The organism is Gordonia sp. SCSIO 19800 (genome assembly GCF_018132775.1).
Lineage (GTDB): Bacteria > Actinomycetota > Actinomycetes > Mycobacteriales > Mycobacteriaceae > Gordonia > Gordonia hongkongensis.
The window spans coordinates 85,956-105,731 of the sequence record NZ_JAGRQM010000008.1; the positions used below are offsets into that span (position 1 = coordinate 85,956).

Genomic DNA, 19,776 nt, shown 5'->3' on the forward strand with positions numbered 1-19,776 from the left:
GGGGTCGGCCGGATCCGGCGTGCGTCACCGATAGGCCGGGAACTCGGGACTCGACACGTTGTACATCCGCGCCTCGCGGGTGAGCAGATGCGTCAGTGTGCGGGCCTTCTCGGCGCCGCGGTCGCTGTCCCCCCACACCACGGTGCGCTTCTCCGACAGCGTGAACTCGATGTCGACCGGCGAGGTCGCGGTCACCCGGATGACCTGCCGCGCCAACGATTCGGGCAAGCCCGCCACCGCCGCGATGGTCTCCCTGGTGGTCGGGTCCGCCGGCCCCGGGTTCGGGGTGTCGAGAACCGGGAGCTTGAGCACCTCGGGCGGGACGCCCTGCGTGCGGTCGTAGTCGAGGAACGCCACCCCGGACTTGTCGAGCACGTGGACGTCGTCGCCGTTGTTCACGATCACGACCGGGACCCGCTCGACGACGGTGATGGTCAGCGACGAGGGGTAACTCCGCTGCACGCGCGCCGATTCGACGGACGGGATGGTGGCGACACGCTGCGCGACCGCCCGGGTGTCGACCTGCAGCAGCGGGGTGCCCGACGGCACTGCCGCGACCCGCAGGATCTCGTCGGCCGGAATCGACCCGTTGTCGCGGACGTCGGTGCCGCGCACCGACATCAGCGGCGTGAGGTAGGCGATGAGCACCAACCCGACGCCGGCCGCGACCACCATGAGCGTGCCGAGGACCACGCGCGACCGGCGGCGCTGCGGCCAGCGGATCACGACACCCGCCCCGTCCGGCCGTCGGAGTCCGCCGGGCCGTCGGTCGGAGTCGCGCCCGAACCCGTCACGGTGGCGGTGTCGGCGGTCGTCGAGGTCGAGGCCAGGGCGTCGAGGATCTCCGGACCCTGCATGGTGATGTCGCCCGCCCCCAGGGTCAGCACGACATCCCCGGACCGCGCCAGTCGCGCGACCTGCGCGGCCAGCCGCGACAGGTCCGGGGCGAAAATCCCCGGCACGGTCAGCTTGTCGGAGATCGTGCGCCCGCTGACTCCCGGGATCGGGGCCTCACGGGCCCCGTACACATCGGCGACGACCACTGCGTCGGCGAGGTCGAGAGCAGCGGCGAACTCATCGGCGAACTCGACGGTGCGTGAGTAGAGGTGCGGCTGGAACACCGCGATCACGCGCCCGCGCAAACCGCTCGGCCCGCCGCGGGCGGACACCATGTCCTGCGCCGCCGAGAGCACGGCCCGCACCTCGGTCGGATGATGGGCGTAGTCGTCGATGACCTCGACGCCGCCGCGCCGGCCGCGGAACTCGAAGCGGCGGTGGACACCGCCGAACGCGCCGATCCCGGCCACGATGGCGTCGAGCCGTCCGGCCCCGGTCGATGGGTCGGATGTCGCGACGCCGGGCTGCGCACCCACCCGGGCGGCACCGATCACCGCGGCGATCGCGTTGAGCGCCATGTGCTCGCCCGGGAGCGGGAGGACGATCGGTCGATCCTCGACATCCGGGCAGAGCGGGGAGGTGAACCGGACCGTGGCGGCTCCGCCGCCTCCGCGCGGCTCCCAGGACGTCATGGTCGCGACGTTGCGGACGGTCGGCGCCAGCGCGGCGTGGGTCCCCCGTCCGTATCCAAGGACCTCCACCCCGCGCGCGGTGAGCGACTCGGCGACGCGGCCGGCCAGGGCGGCCGAGCCCGGGTCGTCGAGGCACACGACGAGCGACCCGCCGCCCGCGATGCGCGCGACGAACCGGTCGAACACCTCGACATAGGCCTCGATGGAACCGAAGAAGTCGAGGTGGTCGGCGTCGATGTTGGTGACGACGACGACGTCGGGTGTGTACTCCAGCAGCGAGCCGTCGCTCTCGTCGGCCTCGGCGACGAAGATCGGGTCGCCACCGTGGTGGGCGTTGGTCCCCGACTCGTTCAGCTCGCCGCCGATCGCGAACGACGGGTCGGTCCCGGCATGCTGCAGCGCGACGACCGCCATCGAGGTCGTGGAGGTCTTGCCGTGGGTGCCCGCGATCAGCAGGCTGCGCTGACCCGCCATCAGCTGGGCCAGGACGCGGGGCCGTAGGAGGATCGGGATGCCGCGCGACCGTGCCGCCACGAGTTCGGGATTGGTCTTGGGGATCGCGGCGTGAGTGGTCACCACGACAGACGGGCCACCGGGGATCTGGTCGAGCGCCGACGGATCGTGCCCGACCTGCACCCGGGCGCCGCGGGTCCGGAGTTCGAGGATGCCGCGACTGTTCTTGGCATCCGACCCCGACACCTGTCCCCCGCGGGCCAGCAGGATCCGGGCCAGTCCCGACATCCCGGCGCCGCCGATGCCGACCATGTGGACGCGGCTCAGCTCATCGGGCAGCGACCCCGGAGCCGATGCCGTCTCGTCCGTCTCCGTCGCTTCGCTCACGGCCTCATCGTTCACAGGCCGACCTCCCACTGCGACGACGTCCAGCCCGGAAATCCTGCGCGAGTTCGATGGCGGCGGTGGCCACCGCTGCCGCGGCGTCCCGATGCCCGGTGCCCGCAGCAGCGATCGACATCTCGTGCAGCCGAGTTGTATCCGTCAGCAGCGCAGGCACTTCGCGGGCAACCCAGTCGGCGTCCACCGTCGCATCGTCGACGAGCAGTCCCCCGCCCGCCTCCACGACCGGGAGCGCATTCAGTCGTTGTTCGCCGTTCCCGTGCGGCAGCGGGACATAGATCGCGGGCAACCCGGTCGCCGACACCTCGGCGACGGTCATCGCGCCGGACCGGCACATCACGAGATCCGCGGCGGCGTACGCGAGATCCATCCGTTTGAGATACCCGACGGCGCGGTAGGGCGGCGCGTCGTCGACGACGGCGGGGTCGATCGAGTTCTTGGGACCGTAGGCGTGCAGCACGCCGATGCCGGCCTCACCCAATGTCTTCGCCGCGCCCGACACGGCGTCGTTGAGTCGTTGCGCGCCCTGCGAGCCGCCGAAGACGAGCAGCGTCGGCGCATCGTCGTCGAGTCCGAAGTAGTGGCGCGCCTTCGCCCGCAGGGCGGGCCGGTCCAGTTCGGCGAGGACACCGCGCACCGGGATTCCGACGACCGTCGCATCGAGCCCGGAACCGTCGACCGCCGCCAGAACCCGATCGGCGAACCGGGCACCGACCTTGTTGGCGATGCCGGCCGAGGCATTGGCCTCATGGATGACGATCGGGATCCGATTGCGTCGGCGCAGGTGCATCTGCGCCGCGAGGTACGCCGGCACGGAGACGTAGCCACCGAAACCGATGACCACGTCGGCGTCCACCTCGTCGAGAACCTTGCGGGTGGCGGCCACCGAACCCAGCAGACGGCCGGGGGTGCGCGCCAGGTCGAGGCCGGGTTTGCGCGGCAACGGCACCGGCGGGATCAGCTGCAGGTCGTATCCGCGTTCCGGGACGAGATCGACTTCGAGGCCCCGACTGGTACCCAGCGCCGTGATACGGGCCGTCGGATCGATGCGACTGACCGCGTCGGCGACGGCGAGGGCGGGTTCGATGTGACCGGCCGTGCCGCCGCCTGCGACCACCACCGACAACGGCCGGCCGTTCGGCCGTCCGGTCGTATCAGCTTGTACCGCACCCGAACTCACCGGCGTCGTCACTCCATTTCAGCTTTCGATCACAATCGTCGCGGGCTTCTGGCCGGGAGATCTCCCGTCGCGGGCCCGCACCTCAGCCGCCCCGGCCGCCGGTCACCGACGGCCGGCGCCGCGTACATACGGCCCGCTCGCTCCGCTCCCGGCGCCGCGTACATACGGCCCGCTCGCTCCGCTCCCGGCGCCGCGTACATACGACCCGCTCCCCCGATACCCGACACCGTAGTCGACGCCGCTCCGCGAAGAAGTCCCCGGCCGGGCCCGCCCGCGCGGGACACCCGCCCGGCCGGAGGCCGCCGACCGGGCTCCTCGGGTGTCGCCGGCACCGGATCGCGTCGACGACCGACCCTGCCGCCGCTCGTCCCGCGCGGACTGCGACGGGGCGGCACGCCGCTGCGACGTCTCGGCGGCACGCCGCCAGGGCAACGGGAAGCGTCGACGGCCACGTCCGGCATCGGCCGACGGCGCGGGCCCGCTCGGCGGACGGCGACGCGACTGCGGTCCCCGGCCGCCGCGACCGGCACCGGCCGTCGGACGCGGACCGGCCGTGCGACGCTGGTCCAGTCGATCGCGCAGCGACTCCGCCCGTGTCTGCCGGTAGGCCACCGGCGTCGGCAGGCGCAGCCACCGTGCCACGCGGCTCGGCGACCCGCCGGTGAGCGTCGCGACCGCCTCGGGTTCGTGCCTCGCGGCGTTGGCGAGCAGACCGAGCATCGCGAGGACGGTCAGCGTCGACGTGCCACCGGCCGAGATCAGCGGCAGCTGGATTCCGGTCACCGGCAGCAATCCGATGACGTAGCCGATGTTGATGAACGCCTGCGCGGTGATCAGCACCGTGATGGTCGCCGACATCAGGCGCAGGAAGGGATCGGTCGACCGGGATGCGATCCGGAAGCCGATGTAGGCGAGGACGACGAACAGGAACACCACCATGAGCCCGCCGAGGAGCCCGAGCTCCTCGCCGATGATCGCGAAGATGAAGTCGTTGTGCGCGTTCGGAAGATAGTTCCACTTGGCACTCGACTGGCCGAGGCCCACGCCGAAGACCCCGCCGTTCGCGAGCGCGTAGGTCGCCTGGCGCGCCTGATAGCCGGCCCCCTGCGGGTCGTCGACGTTGCCGAGGAAGCTCATCACGCGCTGCGAGCGGTAGCCCTCGGCCAGGGCGAGGATCACGGCGAGCGCGATGCCGGACACCGCGAACGAGACGAAGACCTTGACCGGCAGTCCCGCGAACCACAACAGCGCACCGACGATGATCGCGATGGTGATCGTCGTCGACAGGTTCGGCTCGAGGATGATGAGCAGGCACACGAGCATGGCCACCGGGACGAGCGGGACCAGCAGCTCGCGCAGGGAGGCGTTGTCCCGCCGGCGCGAGGCCAGCAGGTGCGCACCCCAGATACACAACGCGACCTTCACCAGCTCCGACGGCTGCACCGACAGGCCGTAGATGACGAACCAGCGGCGTGCGCCCTGACTGAGCGTGCCCACGCCGGGGATGAGGACCAGCGCCAGGAGCACCACCGCGACGAACATCGCGGGAGCGGCGAACCGTCGGAGCAGCCGCACCGGAATCCGCAGCATGAAGTAGAAGACCACCAGGCCGAGCAGGGCGAAGATCACCTGCGTGGCGAACAGCCCGTACGCCGAACCCTCTTTGGAATACCCCTCGACCGACGACGCCGAGAGCACCATCACCAGGCCGAATGTGGTGAGCAGGAACGACATCGTGAGAATCAGCTGATACGACGCCAGCGGACGTGCCAACAGGTTGCGGATGGCGTCGAGCACGATCGCCGGGATCGACGCGGCGTTCGCTGCTGCCGCACCCGCGGAGCGGCCCGAGGCGTCGTCCGGTGCCGACCTGCCACCGGTCCCGCGCTTCACGCTCTGCCGTTCGTTTTTCGTGCGCGTCCGGCCACCGGCGTCCCCGCCGGTCTCGACATCAGCGCTCCCGTTGTCGGCAGGGACACCATCGTCTCCCACGCCGGCGAGACCGCTGCGGTCATCGGCATCGTCGACGGGGTCGTTGTCTGCGGCCGGGTTCCGGCTGCTCATCCGACTCAGCGTCCGGTGTCGGGCGAGCCGGCGATCCGACGCGCGGCGGCGGCGAACGCGTCACCGCGCGCGCCGTATCCGGCGAACATGTCCAGCGAGGCCGCCGCGGGTGCGAGCAGCACGGCGTCGGGCGCGGACGGGCTCGCCTCCGCGAGCACCCACGCCTCCTCGACGGCCCGGTCCATGACCGCCACCGATGTCGAGGAGCCCGTCCCCGGGAGATCAACTGCTGAGGCTTGGGGACCGGCCTGTCCCGGACGATGCACGTTCACCGTGCCATCGTCCCCTGTGAATACTGTGACTGTTGGGACTTCTGGGGCGTGTCGCGCGATCGCCTCGATCACCAGGTCTCGGTCACGGCCGATCGCGACCACCCCGGCCAGCCGACTGCCCACCGCGGTGAGCATCTCGTCCATCGACGCACCCTTGAGCAGACCGCCCGCGATCAGCACGACTCGGTCGAAGGCGGCGACCGCCGCCTTGGCTGCGTGGGGGTTGGTGGCCTTGGAGTCGTCGACGAAGTCGATCCCGTTCCGCGAGGCGACGACCTCGCCGCGATGACCGGCCGGCCGGAAGGACGCCAGCCCCGCCCGTATCGCCTCCGGCCCGATGCCGGCCGCGAGCGCGAGAGCCGACGCGGCCAGCGCATCGGCGACACCCGACGGTCCGGCCGGGCGCACCTCGTCGGCGTCGTATAACCGGCCCGCGTCGAAGGCGCGGTCGATCAGCACACCGTCCGCGACGCCGAGCTGTCCGGGCTGCGGCTCGCGCAGCGTGAAACCGATGCGGCGGCCCGCGGCGGGCAGGCCGGACGCGACCGGGTCGTCGAGTCCGACGACACTCACCGCACCGCGCAGCGCTCCCGCCTTGGCAAGTGCGTACGCCTCGAAGGTCCCGTGCCAGTCGAGGTGATCCTCGGCCACGTTCAGCACGACTCCCGCATGCGGACGGACCGACGGCGCCCAATGCAGCTGGAATGACGACAGTTCCGCACACAGCACGTCCACCCGGGGCTCGGCCTGCATCGCGTCGAGCACCGGGAGCCCGATGTTGCCGCAGGCCGCACCCGTGCGGCCCGATGCCTCGACGATCCCGGCGAGCATCGACGTGGTCGTCGTCTTGCCGTTGGTGCCGGTCACGACAAGCCAGGTGCGTGGTTCGCCCAGCAGTCCCGCGACGTCCACGCGCCAGGCCAGTTCGACCTCGCCCCAGACCGGTACGCCGGCGGTGGCCGCGGCCGCCACCAGGTGGTGGGTGGGCGCGAAGCCGGGTGACACGATCACGACCGTGGCCGTCGCCAGTCGCCCGGGACCGGTGAGCAGATCCGCGACGGCAACCGGCTCGACGCCCTGCGACATCAGTTCGGCGACCCCGGCGACCGCCGCAGCCGCGGCGTTCCGGTCGACGGGCGGCGCGTCAGCACCGGCGAACCGGTCGTCGGCGAGCAGGACATGCGCGCCGAGCGTCACCAGGAACCGGGTGGCGGACAACCCCGCGGTCCCGGCCCCGCCGACCACCACGGTCCGGCCGGCCAGTTCGCGCGGGTCGGGCCCCCCGGGGGTCGGGACCGCCGCCGGGCGATCAGCCATTGGTGGTCAGGAACTCGCCGTAGAACAGCGACAGGCCGAGCGCACAGGCGATGGCGGTGAGCAACCAGAATCTGATGATCACCGTGGTCTCCGCCCAGCCACCGAGTTCGAAGTGGTGATGGAACGGCGCCATCCGGAACACGCGACGACCGGTGGTCCGGAAGAAGGCGATCTGGATCACCACCGACATGATCTCGGCGACGAACAGCGCGCCGATGACGACCGCGAGCAACTCCGTTCGCGTGGTGATCGACAGACCGGCGAGCATGCCGCCGAGGGCGAGCGAGCCGGTGTCGCCCATGAAGATCTTGGCGGGCGCCGCATTCCACCAGAGGAAGCCGAGGCAGGCGCCGCCGCCGGCCACGGCGATGAGCGCGAGGTCGAGGGGGTCACGGACCTGGTAGCAGCCGGTGGGGATCTCGCTCGGTGGTTTCGCGCCGCCCGCACAGGCGTTGACGAACTGGAAGAAGGTGACCAGGACGTAGGAGCCCAGGACCATCGCCATCGAGCCGGCGGCCAGGCCGTCGAGTCCGTCGGTGAAGTTCACCGCATTCGACCAGGCCGCGACCACCAGCCAGCAGAACACCACGAACACGACCGACCCGAGCGTGATCGCATCGATGTCGCGGACGTAGGACAGGTTCGTGCTCGCCGGCGTGTAGCCGTAGTCGTTGCGGAACTGCAGCACCAGGATGCCGAAGAGGATGGCGGCGATGAACTGCCCGATGGACTTCGCGGTCTTGTTCAGACCGAGATTGCGATGCTTGCGGATCTTGATGATGTCGTCGAGGAACCCGACGACGCCCAACGCGGTCGCCAGCCCCAGAACGAGCAGTCCGGAGGCGGTCGGCCCGTTCCCGGCATCGGTGAAGACCCCGACGAGGTGGGCGCCGAAATAGCCGGCCCAGAGGGCGGCCAGGATCGCGACGCCGCCCATCGACGGGGTCCCGCGCTTGGTCTGGTGGCTCTGTGGGCCCTCGACCCGGATCTCCTGCCCGAAGCCCTGCCGGGAGAACACCTTGATGAGGACCGGCGTCAGCAGGATCGACACCGCGATCGCGATCGCCCCCGCGAGGAGTATCTGTGTCACCGCGTTGCCCCCGCATCCTCTCCGTACGCGACCGGTCTGTTCCCGACCGCGATCTTCCCGAACCTGCCTGACACCCCGCGGCGGAGCGGCATCGTCGGCCCACTCACGCCCGCGCGAGCGCTCACGGTGCCGCCTCGTCGCCGGCAGGGGCGTCGACGACCCGCCATCCGCCCCGCTCGGACCACGCGGTGATCACGGAGTCGAGATCGGCGCCGGCCGCGGCCAGCAGGATGACGTCGCCGGCGGTGGGCTGCCAGTCCGGTTCGGTGTCGGCGAGTCGGGCGGCGGCGTCGACGGACTCGACGATAAGCGCCTCGTCACCCCACGAACCCTCCATGACCGCGCCCTGGTGCAGCGCGTGCACCGATCGTGAATCCCCCACGCAGAGAGTCTTGTCGACGGCCAGTCGGACCGCCAGGCGACCCAGCAGATCGTGTTCGACGACGCGCTGGTTCTCGGTCAGGCCGGCCGGCGAGGCCAGCTCGGCGATGACCGCCCAGGTGCGGCCGGCGCCGGCGGACTCGGCGAGGCGCCGGATCAGCCGGCGGGCGTCGTCGACCGACACCGGCGCATCGCCGCGGATGACCGTCACCGCTCCGGTGGTCATCGTTCGCTCTCCGCGACCGCACCCGGAGCCTCGGCTGCGCGGGACTCGAGCGCACGGGCGACGACCTCTCGATCGTCGAACGGATGCTTCACGCCGTCGATCTCCTGTCCTGCCTCGTGTCCCTTGCCGGCGACCAGCACGACGTCGCCGGGCCGTGCCCAGGCGACGGCCGCCTCGATCGCGGCGGCGCGATCGCCGATCTCCCGGATCGGTTCCGCGCCGCGGGGGCGTTCGGTTCCGGGCACGGCCTGTGCACCGGCGAGCACCTCGGCCCGGATCGCACCCGGGTCCTCGGTACGCGGGTTGTCGTCGGTCACGACCACGAGTTCGGCACCGCGCGCGGCCGCTTCCCCCATCAGCGGCCGTTTGCCGGTGTCGCGATCGCCGCCGGCACCGACGACGATGGCCACCCGTCCGGTCGTCTGCCCGCGCAGTGTCGCCAGCACCGCCTCGATCGCGCCCGGCTTGTGCGCGTAGTCGACGAGGGCCAGGAACGGCTGTCCACGATCGATGCGCTGTAGGCGTCCCGGGACGCTCACCGACGCGACCGCCTCGAGTGCGGTGGGCACCGGCACCCCGGCGGCGTGTGCCACGGCGACGGCCAGGAGCCCGTTGGCCACGTTGTACCGGCCGGGCAATGGGATGAGGAGCTCGTGCTCACCGTCCGGCTCGGTGAACGGGGTGCGTGACGAGCCGTCGTCGGCGAGCGACGACTCACCCGCATGCCAGTGGGCCGACGTCGGCCCGGTGGACACCAGGACCGGTTGCAGATGGGCAGCTTCGCCCGGCCGCCGGGCGAGCTCGGCCATTCGCCGACCCCACTCGTCGTCGACGCACACGACCGCCCGGACCGCGTGCGTCGGGGCGGACGGGACGAACAACTGGGCCTTTGCGTCGAAGTAGGCGCGCATCGTGAGGTGGAAGTCGAGGTGGTCCTGCGAGAGGTTGGTGAACGCGCCGATCGCGAAATGCGCACCGTCGACGCGACCGAGCGCCAGCGCATGACTCGACACCTCCATGACGACGATGTCGACGCCGTCCTCGAGCATCGCTGCGAGCAGGGCCTGCAGGGTCGGCGCCTCCGGCGTGGTCAGCGAACTCGGTTGGGCGACGCCGTTCACGCGGGTCTCGACGGTGCCGATGAGCCCTACCGAGTGCCCGGCGGCCAGCAGGGCGGCCTCGACCAGATAGGACGTGGTGGTCTTGCCCGACGTGCCGGTGATGCCGATCAGCTTGAGTCGTTGGGACGGATTGCCGTACACGCGGGCGCTGACATTGCCGAGAACCGTGCGGGGAGCGGGATGGATGAGGACCGCGACGGCCGTCTCCGGCGGCAGGACGCGAGCCAGTTCGGCCCGGCCGGCGGGGTCGGTGAGGATGGCCGTCGCACCGGCCGCCACGGCCTGATCGGCGAACTTCGCGCCGTGCGTGCTGGCCCCGGGCAGAGCGGCGAACAGGTCACCGGGCCGGACGTCCTGCGCCCGCAGGACGACCCCGGTCACCTGGGTCTCGGCGTCGGCGCCGCCGACCAGGTCGAGTCGGGCCCCGGTGGCGGTGGACAACACGGACACCGGTGTCGGCGTGACATGACGCGGACGGATGGGTCCGCCACTCCGGTCGGGTGATGGTCGACGAGACGCCATCGGTGCTCCTCGCCTCCTCGGTTCTTCTCTCGGCGTTTCCCACGGGCGAGCGAACATGCTCGCTCCTCGGGACTGTGCTGGTCGTGCGGGACTGCTCGGTACGGGTGTCGGTGTCAGGACGTCGGACCGGGCTGTGCCGCGAGGTGCGTCGGTGCCTCGTCGGGAGGCGCAGAATCGCACTCACGATACCGACCCGCCCCGACGCCACAGCACACGGTGCGCCCGTGGCCGCACCTGTCCGGGTGTCCGGCTGATCGGCGACGGACTCCGCGGGCGCTACCGTGCGGTCAGGGTCAGCCGGGGCGTCGGCGCGGACAGCGGCACCTGGGCGCGCTGGAGCATCCACGACGTGATGGTGGAGAACAGCGGAGCCGCCGACTGACCGCCCGACCCGTCGGAACTGCGCCGTGGATTGTCGAGCATGATCCCGACGACGTAGCGCGGGTTGTCGGCCGGGGCGATGCCCGCGAACGTGATGTTGTACCGCGAGTTCGAGTAGCACCCACAGGATGGATCGACCTGCTGCGCGGTGCCGGTCTTGCCGCTCACCTGGTAGCCGTCGACGGCCGCCTTGGTCCCGGTGCCCTGTTGCTCACCGGTCGGGTCGTCCTGCACCACCGACCGGAACATGTCCCGGACGGTCCGGGCGGTGGACTCGCTCACCACCCGGACGGGTTGGGGCCGCGCCCGGTCGTCGGGCGCCGACCCGTCCCGCTGCTCCGACGCCAGGATGCGCGGCGGAATGCGCAGGCCGTCGTTGGCGATCGCCTGGTACATCGCGGTCATCTGCAGCAGCGACATCGAAAGGCCCTGTCCGATGGGCAGGTTGGCGAACGAGCCACCGGACCACTGACTCAGGGCGGGAACCTCTCCCGCGCTCTCCGCGGGCAGGCCGACCCCGGTTCGCTGACCGAGACCGAATTTCTTGACCATGTCGGCGAAGCGCTCCTCGCCGATCCGCTGCGCGAGCATCAGGGTGCCGACGTTCGACGACTTACCGAAGATGCCGGTGGTCGTGTACGGCTCGACCCCGTGCTCCCAGGCGTCGCGCACCGTCACCCCTGCCATCCGGATGCTGCCCGGAACACGGTGCACCGTCTCGGGCCGGGTGATGCCGTATTCGACGGCGGCCGCGGCGGCGATGAGCTTGTTGACCGACCCCGGCTCGAACGGCGAGGTGACGGCGGGGTTGCCCAGCTCGGCATCGGGCTGATCGGACAACGGGATGGATGCGTTGAACGTCCCGTCGTTCGCCATCGCCAGCACCTCACCGGTCTTGGCATCGAGCACCACGGCCGACGCGCCCTGCGCACCCGATGCCTGCTTGGCCTTCATGACCTGGCTCTGGACGAACCACTGGATGTCGGAGTCGAGGGTGAGGCGTACCGTCGCCCCGTTGAGAGCCGGGTGCACGTTGCGCATGCTGCCGGGGATGACGGCCCCGTCCGATCCCCGGTCGTAGGTCCGCGAGCCGTCCGTCCCGGACAGGATCGAGTCCAGCGACGCCTCGAGCCCGATGAGTCCGTTGCCGTCGTAGTTCACGTCGCCGACCACGTTCGCCGCCAGCGACCCACCCGGGTACAGGCGGATGCTCTGCGGGTCGGCACCGACCTCCGGGAAGTCCTCGGTGATCCGGGACGCGACGTCGGGGCTCACGGACCGCGCGAGGTACACGAAAGTGTCTTCGCCGGTGACCTTCTCGAGGAGATCCTCCTCGCTGATCGAACCACCGAGGGCCACCGACACCCCCTTCGCGATCTCCTCGAGCCTGGTCTCGACGTCGGGAAGCGCGGGGTTCTTGCGGTGCTCTTCCTCGATCGTCTTGCGAACGGCCTTGGGCAGGAACGTCAACGACCGCGCTTCGTCGGTGTAGGCCAGCGGGCGCCCGTTGCGGTCGAGGATCGCACCGCGCTTGGCGGTGAGGACCTGCGTGTACTCGCGCTGCTGTGCGGCCTCGGCAGAGATCGAACTCGCCTGCACCGTGTGGACGACGATCATCTTGACCGCGACGGCGAGAACGACCAGCAGGACAACCACGCCGGCCGCGCGCGCACGGAAGACGAAACCCTGCGGCCCACGGCCGTTCCGCCCGCCGGACCCCTTCCGATCCGATCCTCCCGACCCCGCTCCGGGTCCACGCCCGGGTCGGCGTCCCGGACGCGACGGGCCGGCGCCGAGCCGCTCGAAGGTCGCACGTGTCATGGTCGTCAATTGTTCACCGCTTCAACGTGGTTACCCCGGATTTGACCCCGGCGGGTTGGAGATGGCGCCGGAGATCCAGCGCACTTCGAAAGCGCGGATCGGGGCGAACTCACGGGGTGGGCACCACATTCGGCGCCGGAGTCGGGGTCGACGGCGCGGCCGGGGGCACGGCACCGGCCCCGGAGGGAGCCGGACTCGCACCGGACGGGAGCGGATTCGCGCCCGGCGGTGCGGTCTGCGACGGAGACGGTCCGCCGGCCGCCGGTTCGCCGGATGCCGGTTGCGACGATGTGGGTTGCGACGGTGTGGATTGCGGTGTGGACGTCCCACCCGCCTCGGGTCCCGCGGAACCCGATCCGCCGCCCAGCCCGATCGAGTCGTCGACCTGGCTCGGGTCGATCGATTCCGCGGGATCCGGTGCGGTATCGGGATTCAGGCTCCCCATCGGACGCCCGGACGCGGGCTCCGGCTTGCCCACCACCCGCGGGCGTCGCGGGTCGTCGACGATCATCCGAGCGGGGTTGTCGGCGGGGATCATGCCGAGACGTGCTGCCTTGTCCGACAATTCAGGCGCCGAGTTGCCCGATTCGTACGTGCGCTTGAGCGCGTCGCGCTGATCGATGAGGGACTGGTTCTGCGTCCGCTCGATTCCCAGCTTGTAGGAATCCTGCGCCGCCTTGGTCGACAACCACAGGCTGAGACCGAGTCCGAGGACGAGCAACGCGATCACCGGCACGACAAACGGGGTGTGCTGCAGTCGCTCTCGCAGGGACACCCCGGTCATGGACAGTCCGCCGCCGGTACGACGCGGCGGCGTGGCACGACCCGCCGCGGAGCGTCGGTGTCGACGGTCGAGTGCCCGCTGGGCGGCCCTCGATCGCGTCGCACGTTCGGACTCGATGCGGGTTCGGCGTGACCGTCGCGAATCGCGCTCGTCGCCGGCGGACCGCGACGGGGCCTCGTGCAGGATGGTCATGCTCAGCCCTTCTTCTCGACTCGTTCGATCGCGCGGACACGTACCGGCGCCGAGCGCGGGTTGGTGGCCAGTTCGTTCTCGTCCGGACGTTCGGCGCCCCGCGTGACGAGACGGAATTCCGGTGCCGTGCCGGGCAACTCGACCGGGAGCCCGGGAGGTGAGGTGGACGATGTGCGCGTCGCGAACTCGCGCTTGACGATCCGATCCTCGAGAGACTGGTAACTCATCACGGCGATCCGTCCGCCCACGGCGAGCGCGTCCAGCGCAGCGGGCAAAGCCTCACGCAGGACGTCCAATTCATGGTTGACCTCGATGCGCAGCGCCTGGAACGTCCGCTTCGCCGGGTGCCCGCCGGTCCGCCTGGTGGCGGCCGGGATGGCGTCGTAGAGCAGTTCGACGAGACGCGCGCTGGTCGTGAAGGGCTCCTTGTCCCGCTCCCGCAGGACCGCCGAGGCGATCCGGCCGGCGAAGCGCTCCTCCCCGTAATCGGAGAGCACACGGGCCAATTCGCCGTGCGAGTACGTGTTGAGCACGTCGGCGGCGGTGAGCGGGTCGTCGGCGTTCATGCGCATGTCGAGCGGCGCATCCACCGCATAGGCGAAACCGCGTCCGGCCTGGTCCAGCTGCATCGACGACACCCCGAGATCGAACAGTGCGGCATCGATGACCGACTCCCCCGCTGCGTCCATCACGTCGCGGATCTCGTGAAAGGTGGCCTGGTGCAGCGAGATCCGGTCGGAGTACGACGCCAGGCGCTCGCGGGCGATCTCGAGTGCCGAGGCGTCCCGATCGATGCCGACCACGCGGACGTTCGGGAACGACTCGAGAACCAGTTGACTGTGCCCGCCCGCGCCGAGCGTGGCGTCGAGGAAGACGCGCGGATCGTCGGAATCCAGCGCGGGGGCCAGCAGTTCGACGATGCGCGCACCCATGACGGGGATGTGGCCGAACTCGCCGGACCGACGCGGTTCGTCCTCGGCATCGACCATGATGAAGACCCCCCATCGGCATGTATGCGGTATCGGCGGTGGGCGGATGCCTCGGATCGGCGAGAGCAGGCGGTCGGATGGAGCGGGGTCCCGACCCGATCACGCACCTGGCGTTGGGGAAGTACGCCAGGGTCGCCACCGGGCCGGGGCCTCGTGCCACCCGAAGCCGCTGGGCACCGAACTCGCCCATCGGTTGCTGTCTCTTCGGTCGGTTTCTGGTCGGTTGCTGTCGTTGGTGTTGCTGTCTCGGCGGTGTGGCGGGCCGGTCCTCCGGCTACAGCACCGCGTTCAGCGCGGCGGAGTTGGCGGCCGAGAAGTTCTCCTCGTGCCGCGTCTGGTACTCGTTCCATGCGGCCGAGTCCCAGATCTCGAGGTGATCGAAGCTGCCGAACACCACGCACTCCTTGGACAACCCCGCGTACACGCGATGGTCGCCGGACAGGCTGATCCTGCCCTGACCGTCCGGTCGCTGCTCTTCCGAACCGGCGAAGAACGTCCGCTGGAACGCGCGCAGATCAGGGTCGTTCCGAGACGCCTCGACGATCCGAGCGGCTATCGCGTCGAACTCTTCGGTCCGGTACACCGACAAGCTGTGATCTTGACCTTTGGTGACCACTACCCCTCCTGCCAGTGCATCGCGGAACTTGGCGGGCAACGTGAGCCGCCCCTTGTCGTCCAATTTGGGCGTGTAGGTACCGACGAATCGCACGGACACGTCGACACCTCCTGCCCACCGGGTTCCGCGTCGTATCTCGCCTCACCCAGTGCTGCCACAGTACCCCACTTTCCACCACTTTCCACCCCCACCGCCCCCGCATTCACCCACTGACAGCAAATTCCCAGTTCAAGGAGCTCAAGATGACGGTGAACGCGCGTGTCGCCGGCGCGTCATGGGCGGAAAGAAGGGCAACAAGCGTGTGACCAGAGATACCGATGAGGTCAGAGAGGCGGGAAACCCAGGCGTAAATCCTCTAGTGGGGCAAAGTGGGGCGACCCGGTGGGGAGAAGTGGGGATCGCCGGTGGGGAGAAGTGGTGATCGCCGGTGGGGAGAAGTGGGGATCGCCAGTACGGAAGCGCGAGGACCGCTGACTGGGCGTCCGATCCCGTCGACCGTGCGCCCGAATCCGTCGACCGTGCGCCCGAATCCGTCGACCGTGCGCCCAACCCGTTCAGCGTGCTCTGGAGAGCGATCGAGGACATGAAAGAGCCGCGTGCCCGAAGGCACGCGGCTCAGTCGTATGCGGAGTTGTGGGAGTCGGTCAGCCGATCGACGAACGCGGAGTCGGGATCAGCGGATCACTCCTGCTCGAACCGACGATTGAATCGCTCCTCCATGCGTTCCGACAGCTTGCGCTTGCCGCCGGACGACCCCGATTGCTTCTTGCCGGACCTGGTCGACGACGAGCCCGCCTCGGCGGTGTTGTTGTCTCCCCAGAGAGCGAAGAGGCCGGCCCCGAACATCACCAGGAAGCCCAGGAGGCTCACGATCGGGAATCCGCCGATGTTGATGTTGACGATGAGTCCGCCGACCAGCATCACCAGGCCGACGACGAAGACCGCTGCCGCCTGCAGGCGACGACGACCGCTCGACTTCCCAAGGCGCCGACGCTTGACACTGGACGCAAACTTGGGGTCTTCCGCGTACAGCGCGCTCTCGATCTGTTCGAGCATGCGTTGCTCGTGCTCCGAAAGTGGCACCGACCCTCCTTCTCACTGATCCGTGACGCCGACGAAGGTCACCCGCGACCGGAAAGGCGTCTGCGCCTATATCGTCCCATGATACGAGGTGAAATCGACCGCGACCACCATTACTCGCTGTTGCCGACGACCGGGCGGTGCCAGAAACCGCAAAGTGTGGCCGGATTCACGCCGTCGCGCCGATCTGCGGCGCTTCGGCACCGAGTTTTCCTTGCTCGTAGGCGATGACCATCGTCTCGACCCGACGCAGGAAGTCGAGGACGAGCAGCCGCATGCCGGCGACGCTGTCGGGGTCGATCGTGCGGATGATCCCGGACTCGATCTTCATCCGAACCGGCGACAGCGCGGCGAACCGGGCGGCGATCGGCGCCAGCTCTGGGGCGACCACACCGATGCGGGTCCAGGCGTTCGACGTCCTGCGCCGCACGGTCCCGACCGGTTCGTGCACGGCGAGGGCCGCGCCCGAGGCGCGGAGGGCAACGAGGTACAGCTGACGGAACCGCTCGACGTCGTCGTCGACGCCGTCGGCATTGTCGAAGAGCACGTGTGCACGCTCGAGGAGATCGCGCGCTCGACCGACCATCACCGGGTCGACGGGCGCCGCGTGGGTGAGAGCCGTGGCGCTGCGGTGTCTGGCCATGTCGTCCTCCTCGTGCGTATGGGCTGTGTCCGGCGGCAGACGCTTCCCTCGTCCGCCGCCGGACCGTGTCGTCGGATGAACGCGAACAGCTTGCGGAGGCACATTCATCGAACATCCGTTCGACACGTTCAATATAGCTATCCCGGCGTCGGCGTTCAAGACATCTGTGACCCGAAACCCCCGCCGGGGAGTACAACGCCACCACCTGCGGGCCGATTCCTGCCGAGTGTGCATCATCGATAGGACAATTCCCGGAAGTGGCCTGCGACGCGATGCCCCCGGCAGAGGGCGGCCCGCCCCAGCGGCAGCCGACCTCGTCCGCAGGTCGACGACGCAGGACGAACGATGCAGAGAACGGAAATCCGTTGACCATCCGCCTGGTGAGCCTGAGTGGCCAGGACGCCCGGGCCTGGCTCGAGCCGGCCCTGGAGATCTACGTGACCGCGATGAATTATCCGCGCGGTACGGAGATCCATCGGGCCGGGCTCTGGCGCGAACACATCGCGCGGCCCGGATGGCGTGCGGTGGGCGCGGTCGAGACGGTGACCCCATACGAGGCGCGGACCATGCCGGCCGCGCGGCGCCGGGTCGGTCCACCGGTCGGCTTCGGACCCGACGACCTGCTCGTCGGCATCGCCTACGGCTACACCGGCGCGACCGGTCAGTGGTGGAACCAGCAGCTGCGGCTCGGACTCCGCCAGACGGGCCGACCGCCCGAGACGGTCGAGGCGATCGCGCGCGATTACTTCGAGCTCACCGAGCTGCACGTCCACCCGACCGCCCAGGGCCGTGGGATCGGACAGGCGCTCCTCGCCCGGCTGCTGGCCGATCGGCCCGAACGCCATGTGCTGCTGTCGACCCCGGAGATCCCCGCCGAGGACAACCGCGCGTGGTCGTTGTACCGGCGGATGGGTTTCACCGACGTCCTGCGCCACTTCACCTTCACCGGCGATCCGCGTCCGTTCGCGTTCCTCGGCCGTCCGCTCCCCCTGAAACTGCAACCCCCGGCCGCCGCCCGCCGCGCCGGTACCGGGAGCTGACGATGCACGGCACCCGGCGTGACGCCGTCGTCATCGGCGCGGGCCACAACGGCCTGATCGCCGCGGCCTACCTGGCACAGGCCGGACGGGATGTGGAGGTACTCGAGCGGGACGACATCCCCGGCGGCGCGGTCTCCACCGTCGAACGGTTCCCCGGCCATCGGGTCGACCGGGGGTCGTCGTCGCATCTGATGATCCGTCACTCCCCCGTCCTCGACGACCTCGACCTCGCCGCGCACGGCCTGCGCTACGTCGACTGCGATCCGTGGGCGTTCGTCCCGGCCACCGCGACCGCCCCGCCGATCGTCTTCCGCACCGACCTCGACGCGACGTGTGCTTCCATCGAGAACGCCTGCGGTGCAGCCGATGCCGCCGCATATCGACGGTTCGTGGAGACGTGGACGCCGCGGGCGCGGGCGGTCATGGATGCGTTCTACCAACCCGCGACGATGGGGAAGTTCGGCCGGGCCTTCGGCGGGCTCGGCGGCACCGCCGCCACGGCACGCACGGGGTTGTTCGGCCGGCGCGGCGGCCGGGTGCTGAACCTGACCGCCGAGTTGATGGCCTCCGGCGATTCCCTCCTCGACGAGTATTTCGAGTCCGAACAGCTCAAGGCCGGACTCGCGTGGTTCGGCGCCCAGTCCGGACCGCCCATGAGCGCACCGGGCACGGCGCCGATGATCGGATTCGCCGCACTCATGCACCGAATCCCGCCCGGACGCGCGATCGGGGGCAGCGGCGCCCTCACCGAGGCCCTCGTGCACCGAATCCACCAGGACGGCGGCCGTGTCTCCTGCGGCGACCCCGCGGTCTCCGTCGCCCGCTGCGGCGACCACTGGCGGGTGCTCACCGGCACGGGTCAATCCCGTTGTGCCGCAACAGTCATCCACGCCTGCCACGTGCTCACCACGCTCGACCTCCTCGCCGCCGGCGGTTTCGACGCGGGCGTCATCGACCGCTGGCGACGCGCCATCGTCGTGGGCAGCGGGATCGGGATGGCGGTTCGCCTGGGGACGACCGGCCTGCCCGACTACCAGGGGCTGCCCGGCGACCTGCCCGAGCACGGCGTCCATTCGGCTCTCGGACTGCTGGTCACCGACCGCGCCCACCTCACCCGAGCCCATGCCGCGGCGTCGGTGGGCGAGCTCCCGCCGCGCCCGGCTGTGGTCGCGATGAGCTATTCGGCGATCGATCCGACGCTCGCGCCCCCGGGCCGCTCCGTCATCAATCTCTGGGCACAGTGGCATCCGTACCGGCTGGCCGACGGCGACTGGCCGGCCGCGGCGGACCGCGCCGCGAAGGCCGTCGTCGACGAGGTGGACCGCCACGCGCCCGGTTTCGCCGAGTCGGTCGCGCATCGGTACGTCCAGACGCCGCGAGATCTGGCCGATGAGCTGGGCCTGATCGGCGGCAACATCATGCATGTCGAGATGTCCATCGACCAGATGTTCATGTGGCGTCCCACCCCCGACCTCGCCGGACACCGCGTCCCCGGTGCCGACGGCCTGCTCCTCGCCGGAGCGTCGACTCACCCCGGCGGAGGTGTCACCGGCGCGAGCGGTTACATCGCCGCCCACCTGGCGCTGCGACGCGGGCGTCGGGGTCTCGGCCGTCGGCCCTGACACCGCCGACACCCGACGCGGCGCGGTGTGACGGGTGCCCCGCGGTCCGGC

16 protein-coding genes are annotated in these 19,776 nt (G+C 70.3%); 2 read left to right on the forward strand and 14 right to left on the reverse strand.

The genetic code is table 11. The features are described 5' to 3' along the window. Positions 1-24: 24 nt before the first annotated feature. The 14 genes from KB201_RS11515 to KB201_RS11580 all read right to left on the reverse strand — a co-directional run bounded on the left by KB201_RS11515 (position 25) and on the right by KB201_RS11580 (position 17,063). Positions 25-726, reverse strand: coding sequence for a cell division protein FtsQ/DivIB (locus KB201_RS11515; RefSeq protein WP_065632300.1), 702 nt, complete (start codon positions 724-726; stop codon positions 25-27). After that, positions 723-2,294, reverse strand: coding sequence for a UDP-N-acetylmuramate--L-alanine ligase (gene murC / locus KB201_RS11520; RefSeq protein ID WP_217700284.1), 1,572 nt, complete (start codon positions 2,292-2,294; stop codon positions 723-725). The genes KB201_RS11515 and murC overlap by 4 nt, the downstream gene beginning before the upstream one ends. A gap of 79 nt (positions 2,295-2,373) precedes the next feature. Beyond that, on the reverse strand, positions 2,374-3,504 hold the full coding sequence (murG, locus tag KB201_RS11525) for an undecaprenyldiphospho-muramoylpentapeptide beta-N-acetylglucosaminyltransferase (protein WP_078112876.1): 1,131 nt from the start codon (positions 3,502-3,504) through the stop codon (positions 2,374-2,376). Between the two features lie 162 nt (positions 3,505-3,666). Continuing rightward, positions 3,667-5,628, reverse strand: a complete 1,962-nt coding sequence (gene ftsW / locus KB201_RS11530; protein ID WP_211539320.1) for a putative lipid II flippase FtsW — start codon at positions 5,626-5,628, stop codon at positions 3,667-3,669. 5 nt (positions 5,629-5,633) lie between these two features. Then, positions 5,634-7,217 (reverse strand): UDP-N-acetylmuramoyl-L-alanine--D-glutamate ligase, encoded by a 1,584-nt coding sequence (gene murD / locus KB201_RS11535; protein WP_211539321.1) that lies wholly within the window; start codon positions 7,215-7,217, stop codon positions 5,634-5,636. Then, on the reverse strand, positions 7,210-8,307 hold the full coding sequence (gene mraY, locus KB201_RS11540) for a phospho-N-acetylmuramoyl-pentapeptide-transferase (protein WP_058251712.1): 1,098 nt from the start codon (positions 8,305-8,307) through the stop codon (positions 7,210-7,212). Before mraY ends, murD begins: the two co-directional genes overlap by 8 nt. A gap of 121 nt (positions 8,308-8,428) precedes the next feature. Continuing rightward, positions 8,429-8,914, reverse strand: coding sequence for a hypothetical protein (locus tag KB201_RS11545; RefSeq protein ID WP_058251711.1), 486 nt, complete (start codon positions 8,912-8,914; stop codon positions 8,429-8,431). Continuing rightward, positions 8,911-10,557, reverse strand: a complete 1,647-nt coding sequence (locus KB201_RS11550) for a UDP-N-acetylmuramoyl-L-alanyl-D-glutamate--2,6-diaminopimelate ligase (protein ID WP_211539322.1) — start codon at positions 10,555-10,557, stop codon at positions 8,911-8,913. Before KB201_RS11550 ends, KB201_RS11545 begins: the two co-directional genes overlap by 4 nt. Positions 10,558-10,833: 276 nt before the next feature. Then, positions 10,834-12,759: a penicillin-binding protein 2 gene (locus KB201_RS11555; RefSeq protein ID WP_211539323.1), complete on the reverse strand. Its 1,926-nt coding sequence runs from the start codon at positions 12,757-12,759 to the stop codon at positions 10,834-10,836. Positions 12,760-12,868: 109 nt separating this feature from the next. Further along, a complete protein-coding gene (locus KB201_RS11560) occupies positions 12,869-13,735 on the reverse strand; it encodes a hypothetical protein (protein ID WP_211539324.1) in 867 nt (288 codons plus the stop codon). A gap of 2 nt (positions 13,736-13,737) precedes the next feature. Further along, positions 13,738-14,724 (reverse strand): 16S rRNA (cytosine(1402)-N(4))-methyltransferase RsmH, encoded by a 987-nt coding sequence (gene rsmH, locus KB201_RS11565; RefSeq protein ID WP_211539325.1) that lies wholly within the window; start codon positions 14,722-14,724, stop codon positions 13,738-13,740. Positions 14,725-14,998: 274 nt separating this feature from the next. Continuing rightward, a complete protein-coding gene (gene mraZ / locus KB201_RS11570; RefSeq protein ID WP_058251706.1) occupies positions 14,999-15,439 on the reverse strand; it encodes a division/cell wall cluster transcriptional repressor MraZ in 441 nt (146 codons plus the stop codon). 582 nt (positions 15,440-16,021) lie between these two features. After that, positions 16,022-16,423 (reverse strand): DUF3040 domain-containing protein, encoded by a 402-nt coding sequence (locus KB201_RS11575; RefSeq protein ID WP_065632291.1) that lies wholly within the window; start codon positions 16,421-16,423, stop codon positions 16,022-16,024. A gap of 166 nt (positions 16,424-16,589) precedes the next feature. Continuing rightward, complete coding sequence (locus tag KB201_RS11580) at positions 16,590-17,063, reverse strand: SAV_6107 family HEPN domain-containing protein (protein ID WP_058251704.1); 474 nt, start codon at positions 17,061-17,063, stop codon at positions 16,590-16,592. Positions 17,064-17,428: 365 nt separating this feature from the next. On the opposite strand from KB201_RS11580, the gene KB201_RS11585 reads away from it, so the two are divergent. Both KB201_RS11585 and KB201_RS11590 read left to right on the forward strand, forming a co-directional pair. After that, positions 17,429-18,103: an N-acetyltransferase gene (locus tag KB201_RS11585; protein ID WP_078112824.1), complete on the forward strand. Its 675-nt coding sequence runs from the start codon at positions 17,429-17,431 to the stop codon at positions 18,101-18,103. Positions 18,104-18,105: 2 nt separating this feature from the next. Then, the gene (locus tag KB201_RS11590; protein WP_159371054.1) at positions 18,106-19,725 is read left to right on the forward strand and encodes an NAD(P)/FAD-dependent oxidoreductase; all 1,620 of its coding nucleotides are present in this window, start codon (positions 18,106-18,108) and stop codon (positions 19,723-19,725) included. Positions 19,726-19,776 lie beyond the last annotated feature (51 nt).